1 protein-coding gene is annotated in these 356 nt (G+C 64.9%); it reads right to left on the bottom strand.

Annotated features, from left to right (window positions below; genetic code table 11):
* Positions 1-356, bottom strand: a 356-nt coding sequence (locus QMZ29_RS10280; RefSeq protein WP_283225764.1) for a TonB-dependent receptor domain-containing protein, incomplete at both ends; no start/stop codon positions are given.

The raw sequence follows: 356 nt of genomic DNA, 5'->3' as shown, positions 1-356 counted from the left end.
CCAGCTCGTTGTCGGTATCGGTCTGGAACAGCGCAGCGCTCACCAGGCCGTTGCCGAGGCGCAGTTTGCTGCCCAGTTCGACGGTGTCGCTGGTGGATGGCTGCAGGCCGATATTGAGGCCGGTCTGGCCGTCGGGGCGGTAGGAGAGTTCGGTGGTGGTGGGGGTTTCAAAGCCGCGGCCGGCGGAGAGATAAACGTTCCACGCCGGGTTGATCTTGTAGTTGAGCGAGCCCATCGGCAGCCACTGGTGGTAGCGTTTGCTGCCGCTGTCGTCGCCGTTGCGCGGCGTGATGTAATAGTCGGTCGAGTCGAAGCTGACGGTGCTGTAGCGCAGGCCGGCGTCCAGCGTCCAGCGC

Origin of the sequence: Serratia sp. PF-27 (assembly GCF_030053255.1) — a bacterium.
GTDB lineage: Bacteria > Pseudomonadota > Gammaproteobacteria > Enterobacterales > Enterobacteriaceae > Serratia > Serratia bockelmannii.
This window is presented reverse-complemented; position numbering and strand designations above follow the sequence as displayed.